At 67.7% G+C, this 7,784-nt stretch carries 8 protein-coding genes; 6 read left to right on the forward strand and 2 right to left on the reverse strand.

Annotated elements, in window-relative coordinates; genetic code table 11:
* Nucleotides 1-20 precede the first annotated feature (20 nt).
* The 6 genes from O0J73_RS10900 to O0J73_RS10925 all read left to right on the forward strand — a co-directional run bounded on the left by O0J73_RS10900 (nt 21) and on the right by O0J73_RS10925 (nt 5,560).
* Nucleotides 21-1,352, forward strand: coding sequence for a nitrate/nitrite transporter (locus O0J73_RS10900; protein ID WP_053509926.1), 1,332 nt, complete (start codon nt 21-23; stop codon nt 1,350-1,352).
* Between the two features lie 97 nt (nt 1,353-1,449).
* Nucleotides 1,450-2,664: a coproporphyrinogen III oxidase gene (locus O0J73_RS10905; protein WP_308308695.1), complete on the forward strand. Its 1,215-nt coding sequence runs from the start codon at nt 1,450-1,452 to the stop codon at nt 2,662-2,664.
* Between the two features lie 11 nt (nt 2,665-2,675).
* Nucleotides 2,676-3,452, forward strand: a complete 777-nt coding sequence (locus O0J73_RS10910; protein WP_049457447.1) for a helix-turn-helix domain-containing protein — start codon at nt 2,676-2,678, stop codon at nt 3,450-3,452.
* 19 nt (nt 3,453-3,471) lie between these two features.
* Complete coding sequence (gene modA, locus O0J73_RS10915; RefSeq protein WP_006449311.1) at nt 3,472-4,215, forward strand: molybdate ABC transporter substrate-binding protein; 744 nt, start codon at nt 3,472-3,474, stop codon at nt 4,213-4,215.
* Between the two features lie 3 nt (nt 4,216-4,218).
* Nucleotides 4,219-4,902, forward strand: a complete 684-nt coding sequence (modB, locus tag O0J73_RS10920; RefSeq protein WP_006449309.1) for a molybdate ABC transporter permease subunit — start codon at nt 4,219-4,221, stop codon at nt 4,900-4,902.
* Nucleotides 4,892-5,560 (forward strand): ATP-binding cassette domain-containing protein, encoded by a 669-nt coding sequence (locus O0J73_RS10925; protein WP_006449308.1) that lies wholly within the window; start codon nt 4,892-4,894, stop codon nt 5,558-5,560. The genes modB and O0J73_RS10925 overlap by 11 nt, the downstream gene beginning before the upstream one ends.
* A gap of 116 nt (nt 5,561-5,676) precedes the next feature.
* Here the strand turns inward: O0J73_RS10925 and O0J73_RS10930 are convergent, their stop codons facing one another.
* Together O0J73_RS10930 and O0J73_RS10935 are read right to left on the reverse strand one after the other, a co-directional pair.
* On the reverse strand, nt 5,677-7,206 hold the full coding sequence (locus O0J73_RS10930) for a sulfite reductase flavoprotein subunit alpha (protein WP_197565106.1): 1,530 nt from the start codon (nt 7,204-7,206) through the stop codon (nt 5,677-5,679).
* The gene (locus O0J73_RS10935) at nt 7,203-7,631 is read right to left on the reverse strand and encodes a PAS sensor domain-containing protein (RefSeq protein ID WP_053512135.1); all 429 of its coding nucleotides are present in this window, start codon (nt 7,629-7,631) and stop codon (nt 7,203-7,205) included. Before O0J73_RS10935 ends, O0J73_RS10930 begins: the two co-directional genes overlap by 4 nt.
* Nucleotides 7,632-7,784 lie beyond the last annotated feature (153 nt).

A 7,784-nucleotide genomic window follows, 5' to 3' on the forward strand; every position in this document is an offset into this window, starting at 1 on the left:
ACCTTGAACGAGGAGACCCCATGAACCAGGCTCTTGCCCCCGCCAGTGCCGGGCAGCAGCAGCGTGCGCTGTGGCTGAGCACTTTCGCTTTTACCGTGTGTTTCGCCGTGTGGATGATCTTCTCGATCATCGGCATCCAGATCAGCCAGCAGCTCGGACTGAACGACACCGAGTTCGGCCTGCTGATCGCCACCCCGGTGCTGACCGGTTCGGTTAGCCGCGTGTTCCTCGGCATCTGGTCCGACCAGTTCGGTGGCCGCAAGGTGATGGTGCTGGTGATGCTGTGCGGTGCCGTGGCCACCTGGATGCTGACCTATGCGCAGACCTACACCCAGTTCCTGTTCGCTGCGCTGTGCGTGGGCATCGCCGGCGGCAACTTCTCGGTCGGCGTGGCCTACGTGTCGAAGTTCTTCCCGGCCAGCAAGCAGGGCACCGCGCTGGGCATCTTCGGTGCCGGCAACATCGGCTCGGCGGTGACCAAGCTGCTGGCGCCGCTGGTGATGGTGGCCGCCGGCTGGACCATGGTGGCCAAGGTCTGGGCCGTGGCGTTGGCCGTCACCGCCGTGTTGTTCTTCCTCTTCAGCAAGGAAGACCCGTCGCTGGAGCAGCGCCGCCGCGAAGGCGTGAAGCCGGTGCCGTTCGCCGAGCAGATGGCGCCGCTGAAGAACCTGCAGGTGTGGCGGTTCTCGCTGTACTACTTCTTCGTGTTCGGCGGCTTCGTGGCGCTGGCGTTGTGGCTGCCGCACTACCTGGTGGGCGCCTATGGCATGGACGTGGGCACCGCCGGCATGCTGGCGGCGTGCTATTCGATCCCGGCCAGCCTGTTCCGCGTGGTCGGTGGCTGGATGTCGGACAGGATGGGCGCGCGCCGGGTGATGTACTGGACCTTCGGCGTCTCGGCCATCTGCACCTTCCTGCTGGCCTACCCGGACACCGAGTACGTGGTGAAGGGCATCCACGGCCCGATCCACTTCCACCTGGCCATCGGCGTGGTGCTGTTCACCGTGCTGGTGTTCGTGCTGGGCTTCTTCATGTCGCTGGGCAAGGCCGCAGTCTACAAGCACATCCCGGTGTACTACCCGGATCGCGTCGGCGCGGTCGGTGGCGTGGTCGGCATGATCGGCGGCCTCGGTGGCTTCATCCTGCCGATCGTGTTCGGTGCGCTGAACGATGCGCTGGGCATCTGGAGCAGCTGCTTCATGCTGCTGTTCGTGCTGGTGGCCGCTGCACTGGCCTGGATGCATTTCGCCATCCGCCGCATGGAGCGCCGCCACTTCCCGCAGATCGATCGCGAGACGGATCTGCCTGAAGCCATCGATGCCGCCGCGGCAGATCGTGCGCGCGGCAGGTGAAGGGTTTTGCCGGCCCGCGGCCGGCATGAATCCCCGGATGCGTCGCGCTTGATTTCAATCAGGGCAACGCGAGGAGGGACGCCCGAAGATGTCTGCCATGAGCTTCCACGTTGACCAGAGTGAGGACACCGCGCTGCAGGCGGCATTGCTGCGGCAACCCCGGCATGTGCTGTTCCCGCCGGCTGACCAGTTCAGCACCGGCTTCGGCGAAAGTGGATGGCGCGCCGCGGTGCGCGCCAGCAACGAGCACCTGATCCCGCGCGGCCTGACCCTGGGCTTCCAGGCCGGGCGCGGCGGGCGCGAGGTATCGCCGCAGGCCTATCTGGAGACACTGCTGCAGGCGCTGCGGTTGCAGGCCGATGCACTGGCCGAGGACCGCGAGGTGGTGGCCATGGTCCTGCAGCTGGGGCTGGCCGAAACGCTGCCACCGCCGCAGCTGGGCCAGCTGCTGGACGCGGTGCCGCAGCATCTGCGCACCGTGGCGCGCCCGCAGGTGGAGGTGCGGCTGGATGCAGGCAGCGCACTGTCTCCGGAACAACTGCGTGCGCTGGGGTGCACCCGCCTGAACGTGATCGACCGGGCTGACGCGCCGGGGCCGACCCTGCTGGCGCAGGCGCGGCAGGTGGGCTTCACCGCGCGCTACTACCAGTTGCGGGTGCCAGCCTGCGAGGATGCCGGCTTCATCGAACGCCTGCATGAGGTGCTGGCCGAAGCGCCCGAGCGCGTGCTGCTGCCGGCACCGTGCGCGTTGCCGCAGCATCCGTCCGCCGCGAACTGGCTGCAGGCCTGGCGCCTGCTGCGCGCAGCGGGTTATGAGGAAATCGGGGGCGATCACTATCAACGGGGTGACCTGCCGAGCCCGCACGGGCCTGGCGATGGCCAGCGCCACTGCGACCTGGCCGGCGTACCGCGCCGTGACCGCAGCGATTTCATTGGCCTCGGCCTGTCTGCCTGCAGCCAGATCGGCGAGGTGTTCTATCGGCTGGAGGACGAATGGGATCAATGGCGCGCTCGGCTGCAGGCCGGGCACATCGGCGTGTCCGCCGGCCTGATCCTGTCTGAAGACGAGCGGCTGGCGGCCGAGGTGGCGCAGAGCATTGCCTGCGACCATGCCCTGGACGCCGCGGCCTTCGAATGGCGCAACGATGAACCGTTCGAGGAGTGCTTTGCCGCACAGCTGCCGGCGCTGTCGCCACTGCTCGCTCGCGGCTGGGCGCAGTGGGACGCACGCGTGCTGCGCCTGGCCGAAGAAGGTCGCCTGCTGTGGCGTATGATGGCTGCATGCTTCCGGCCGGCGGCCGCCATCGCTTGAGTCTTGCCTCGATGTCTCCGAATCCGTCCTCGCACGGCCGCCTTCGCCAGGCGACACCGAACCCCGCTGCTGCCGACGACGGCGACGCACTGCATTTCTGCAGCACCTGCGCGTTCTCCGATGCCTGCATGTCGCAGGGGTATGACAAGACCGCGCTGGGTGACCTGCATGTGCTGGTCGACCATGTCGGTCCGTTCCATGCCGGTGACTACATTTTCCGTGCCGGCGAATCGTTCGATTCGATCGCGGCGGTGCGCGCGGGCATGGTCAAGACCTTCGTCGATGACAGCCAGGGCAATGAGCAGGTGCTGGGCTTCAGCCTGCCAGGTGAGGTGATCGGCCTGAACGCGATCCATGGTTCGCGCTTCCCCTGCAATGCGGTGGCGCTGGATACCGTGCACCTGTGCCGCATCTCGTTCCCCAAGTTGAGCCTGCTGGCCACGCGCATGCCGGGGCTGCAGGCCAAGCTGTTCAGCCTGCTCAGTGCGGAGATCGGCAAGGTCGCCACGCTGGCGGCCAACCACCGCACCGAGGAGCGCATGGCCGCGTTCCTGTTGGACATGTCCGAACGTTATGCTCGGCGCGGCTTCTCTGCCACGCGCTTCAACCTGACCATGGCGCGGACCGAGATCGCCAACTACCTGCGGATGGCGCCGGAAACCGCCAGCCGCGTGCTGCGCCGCCTGAGCGATGATGGGATCATCGCGGTGAAGCAGCGCGAGATCCTGCTGCTGCAGCCCGAGCGCCTGGCGGCGCTGGCGGTGGCTGACGAATCCGATCCGAACTGAACCTGGCCGGGAGCCGACCATGAAACGAGCGGGACTGTTGTTGCTGGGACTGCTGGCCACGGTGCCGGCCTGGGCGGCCGGCCTGACGGTGTCGGCGGCATCGAGCCTGACCGAGAGCTTCCGTGAACTGGGCGCCGCCTACGAGAAGGCACACCCGGGAACCAAGGTCGATTTCAATTTCGCCGCCTCGGGCGTGCTGCTGCAGCAGATCAGCCGCGGCGCGCCGGTGGACGTGTTTGCGTCGGCCGATGAAACCACCATGGACCAGGCCCAGCAGCAGGACCTGCTGGCGGCCGGCACGCGCGAGGTGTTCGCGGTGAACGCGCTGTGGGTGGTGGTGCCGCCGCAGGCCACGGCCGCGCCGCGCAGCTTGAAGGACCTGGCCGGTGCCAGCGTGCAGCGCATTGCGCTGGGCAACCCGGACAGCGTGCCGGTTGGCCGCTATGCCAAGGGCGCGCTGGAGAAGGCTGGGCTGTGGCCGTCGGTGCAGGGCAAGACCATCACCACGCAGAACGTGCGCCAGTCGCTGGATTACGTGGCGCGCGGTGAAGTGGACGCCGGCTTCGTCTATGCCACCGATGCGCAGGCGATGCCCGACCGGGTGCGCCGGGCCTTCGCAGTGCCGGTGTCGGGGCGCATCGCCTATCCGCTGGCGGTGACCAAGGCCAGTGCGCAGCCGGTCGAGGCCAAGCGCTTCACGGCGTTCGTGCGTTCGGCGCAGGGCCAGGCGATCCTGGCCAAGCACGGATTTGGCAAGCCCTGAGGCATGGATCTCGACTGGAGCGCACTGGGGTTGTCGCTGAAGGTGGCCGGTTGGGCCACCGCGATCAATCTGGTGCTGGGCGTGGCGCTGGGCGCGTTGCTGGCGCGACGGCGCTTTCCGGGCCGTGAGCTGCTGGATTCACTGCTGACCCTGCCGATGGTGCTGCCACCGACGGTACTGGGCTACTACCTGCTGGTGCTGATCGGACGCAATGGCCCGATCGGCGCGTGGCTGCAGTCTTGGTTCGGCATCAACCTGGTGTTCACCTGGCAGGCCGCGGTGATCGCGGCAGCGGTGGCCTCGCTGCCGCTGGTGTTCAAACCTGCACGTGCGGCGTTCGAGGGCGTGGACGGGCAGCTGGAGCAGGCCGCGCGCACGCTCGGCGTGTCCGAAGCGGCGGTGTTCTTCCGGGTCACGCTGCCGTTGGCCTGGCGCGGCATTCTTGCCGGCCTGCTGCTGGCCTTCGCGCGCGCGATGGGCGAGTTCGGCGCAACGCTGATGGTGGCCGGCAGCATTCCGGGCCGCACGCAGACGCTGTCGATCGCCATCTACGAAGCGGTACAGGCCGGGCAGGATGGCAAGGCCAATGCGCTGGTGATCCTGACCTCGGTGGTGTGCATCGTGATCCTGCTGCTGGCCGCGCGGCTGGTCGGCGGGCGCCGCCGGGAGCTGCGTGATGTGGCTTGACCTGCAGGTGCAACGGCGGCTGCAGGCGGCCGGACAGGATTTCGTGTTGGACGTGTCGCTGCAGTGCACGCAGCGGCAGGTGGTGCTGTTCGGGCCCTCGGGCGCGGGCAAGAGTTTGACGTTGAAGGCGGTGGCCGGGCTGCTGCGGCCCGGCCAGGGCCATGTGCGCCTGCAGGGGCAGACCCTGTTCGATGCGGCCACCGGCGTGGATCTGCCTCCGCAGCGTCGCCGGCTGGGCTATGTGTTCCAGGACTATGCGCTGTTCCCGCACCTGAGCGTGCGCCAGAACGTTGCCTTCGGGCTGCAGACGGGCTGGTTGAATCCTCGCAGCAGCCAGCGCTTCGATGCGGTGGAGCAGTGGTTGCACGCCTTCCGCATCGACACGGTGGGCGATCTGCTGCCGTCGCAGATATCCGGCGGCCAGCGCCAGCGCACCGCCCTGGCGCGCGCCCTGGTGACCCAGCCGCAGGCGCTGCTGCTGGACGAACCGTTTTCCGCGCTGGACCACGACCTGCGCCAGCACCTGCGCCAGGAACTGGAGACGGTGCTGGACAAGACCGGCATCCCGTTGCTGCTGATCAGCCATGACCCGCAGGACGTGGCCATGTTCGGCCAGCAGGTGGCCCGCGTGGTGGACGGCCGCATCGTCGGCGAGTGACGCGTGATGGGCGCACTGGCGATGGTTGGTTGCATCTGATGGAAGTGCCGGCCGCTGGCCGGCAACCATGGAATCCGGAGCGGCCGGCCAGCGGCCGGCTCTACCCGACGGACGGGTCAATACAGCTCGCAGTGGGTGCGGCCTTCGCCGCGCAGTGCGTCCCAGTGCCCTTCGCCAGCGATGGCATCGATGGCGTCGCGCACCGCGCCTTCCAGGTGGCGCTTGTTGCCGCACAGGTACAGATGCCCGCCACGGGCGAGCACGTCTCGCACTTCGCTGGCACGCTGCTGCAGTACATGCTGCACATAGACCTTGTCGGCCCCATCGCGCGAGAACGCCGTATGCAGGCCAGCCAGCGCGCCGCGCGCGTGCCAGTCCTGCAGCTGCTCACGATAGAGGTAATCGTGTTCGCGGTGCTTCTCGCCGAACACCAGGTGCACTTCACGTTCGCAGGCGGTCGCCTGCAGTTCCTGCATCAGGCCCATCAACGGTGCGATGCCGGTGCCGGTGCCGACCAGCAACAGCGGTGCTTCGCCGCTATCGGGCAGATGGAAGCCCGGATTGGAGCGGCAGTACACACGGGCGTGGTCGCCGCCCTGCAGCAGGCTGCCGGTGGCGGTGCCAAAGCGCTCGCGGCCACGCAGGGTGTAGCGTACCTCGCGCACGCACAGGCTGAGCTGGTCATCGCACGGGTGCGAGGCAATCGAATAGGCACGCGGCAGGCGTGGTGACAGCAGCTCGCGCAGGCGCGCCAGCGGAACGCTGTCCGGGGTGGAGTGATCCTGCAGTACGTCCAGCAGGTCCAGGCCGTGCAGGTACGCCTCCAGCTCGCGCTTCTGGCTGACCTTCAGCAGGCCCTTCAAGGTTTCGCTGCCACCGAGCCGGGCCAGTTCGCGCAGCACGTTCTTGCCCAGCAGGCGCAGCTCGCGGTCGTGCAGGGTGGCCACGGCGCCGGTGTCGCCGTACCAGTTGGCCAGCGCCTGCAACAGTGCAGGATCGTTTTCTGGTACCACGTGCAGGGTGTCACCGGCCCGGTAGGCCATGCCGCTGCCGGCAATGTCCAGCTGCAGGTGCCAGGCCGCGGGGTCGCTGCTGTTCAAGCGGCGGCGTTCAACGATGCGCGCGGCAAAGGCGTTGTCTTCGCCATAGGCGGTCACCTGCAGGCGCAGGTCCTGGCCGGCGGCGGGGTTTCCGTCCAGCACCTGGCCGAGCACCGGCTGCCATTGCTGGAAGAACTGCTCGTAGCCGAGATCGGCATCGACGCGGTGCAGCAGCGGTTGTGCCTGACGCTCGCTCAGTGCGGCATCGAGCGCCTTGGTGAAGCCACAGAAGCGGGGGTAGCCGGTATCGCCAAGCCCGAATACCGCATAGCGCAGGCCGCTCAGTGTCGGGGTCTGGCGCAGGGTGTCGAAGAACTGCTCGCCGTTGGCCGGCGGTTCGCCGTCACCGAACGAGCTGGAAATCGCCAGTAGCACATCCCCGTGGCCGAGGCTGGCCACGTCGATGTCGTTGAAGGCAAGCACCTGCGGCGCGTGCGGCTGAAGGTCCGCGCCCAGGCGCTGGGCCAGGGCGCGGGCATTGCCCGACTCGGACGCGAAGCCCACCAGCAGGCGGCTGATGGCGGTGCTGGTCGGGAGCGCGTTCATGCGGCCTCGTAGAAGTCGTCGAACTTTTCCTTGCTGAACTCGACCAGGTCGTAGTTCTGCATCAGGTCGTTCACCACGCGGCGGATGCTGATGTACGAGGTGATGTTGCCTTCGGCGTCGAACAGCGGCTGCACGGTGGTGTCGACCACGTAGAGCACGCCGCCCTTGCCCAGGTTCGGCACGATGCCGGTCCAGGTCTTGCCGGCCTTGATGGTGTCCCACATGTCCTTGTAGACCGCCTTGGGCACGTCCGGGTGGCGCACGATGCTGTGCGGCTGGCCGATCAGTTCTTCGCGGGCAAAGCCGGTGAGCGTGCAGAACAGGTCGTTGGCGTAGGTGATGTTGCCCTGCAGGTCGGTGGTGGAGATCACCATGACGTTCTGCAGGGCGTTCAGCAGCTGGGCGTTGTCGGGGGTGTAGCTCATCGCAGGGTCCTTGTGGATGCCGGAAACGCCGGCGTGTTCGGGTCCTGCATAGGAATACGCCCGCGCGGCGGCGGGCGATTTGATATTGGTCAAGTGACGGACGGGATCGGCTGCGACCGGGTGTCGCAGGGAGTTACCTGTGGAGCCGAGCAG

Origin of the sequence: Stenotrophomonas sp. Sm6012 (assembly GCF_030985895.1) — a bacterium.
GTDB classification, from domain to species: Bacteria; Pseudomonadota; Gammaproteobacteria; order Xanthomonadales; family Xanthomonadaceae; genus Stenotrophomonas; species Stenotrophomonas forensis.

Coding starts and splice junctions, on each gene's coding strand:
- O0J73_RS10910 (WP_049457447.1), top strand. CDS start 2,676: ATGTCTCCGAATCCGTCCTCGCACGGCCGCCTTCGCCAGGCGACACCG.
- O0J73_RS10930 (WP_197565106.1), bottom strand. CDS start 7,206: ATGAACGCGCTCCCGACCAGCACCGCCATCAGCCGCCTGCTGGTGGGC.
- O0J73_RS10900 (WP_053509926.1), top strand. CDS start 21: ATGAACCAGGCTCTTGCCCCCGCCAGTGCCGGGCAGCAGCAGCGTGCG.
- O0J73_RS10935 (WP_053512135.1), bottom strand. CDS start 7,631: ATGAGCTACACCCCCGACAACGCCCAGCTGCTGAACGCCCTGCAGAAC.
- modA (WP_006449311.1), top strand. CDS start 3,472: ATGAAACGAGCGGGACTGTTGTTGCTGGGACTGCTGGCCACGGTGCCG.
- O0J73_RS10905 (WP_308308695.1), top strand. CDS start 1,450: ATGAGCTTCCACGTTGACCAGAGTGAGGACACCGCGCTGCAGGCGGCA.
- modB (WP_006449309.1), top strand. CDS start 4,219: ATGGATCTCGACTGGAGCGCACTGGGGTTGTCGCTGAAGGTGGCCGGT.
- O0J73_RS10925 (WP_006449308.1), top strand. CDS start 4,892: ATGTGGCTTGACCTGCAGGTGCAACGGCGGCTGCAGGCGGCCGGACAG.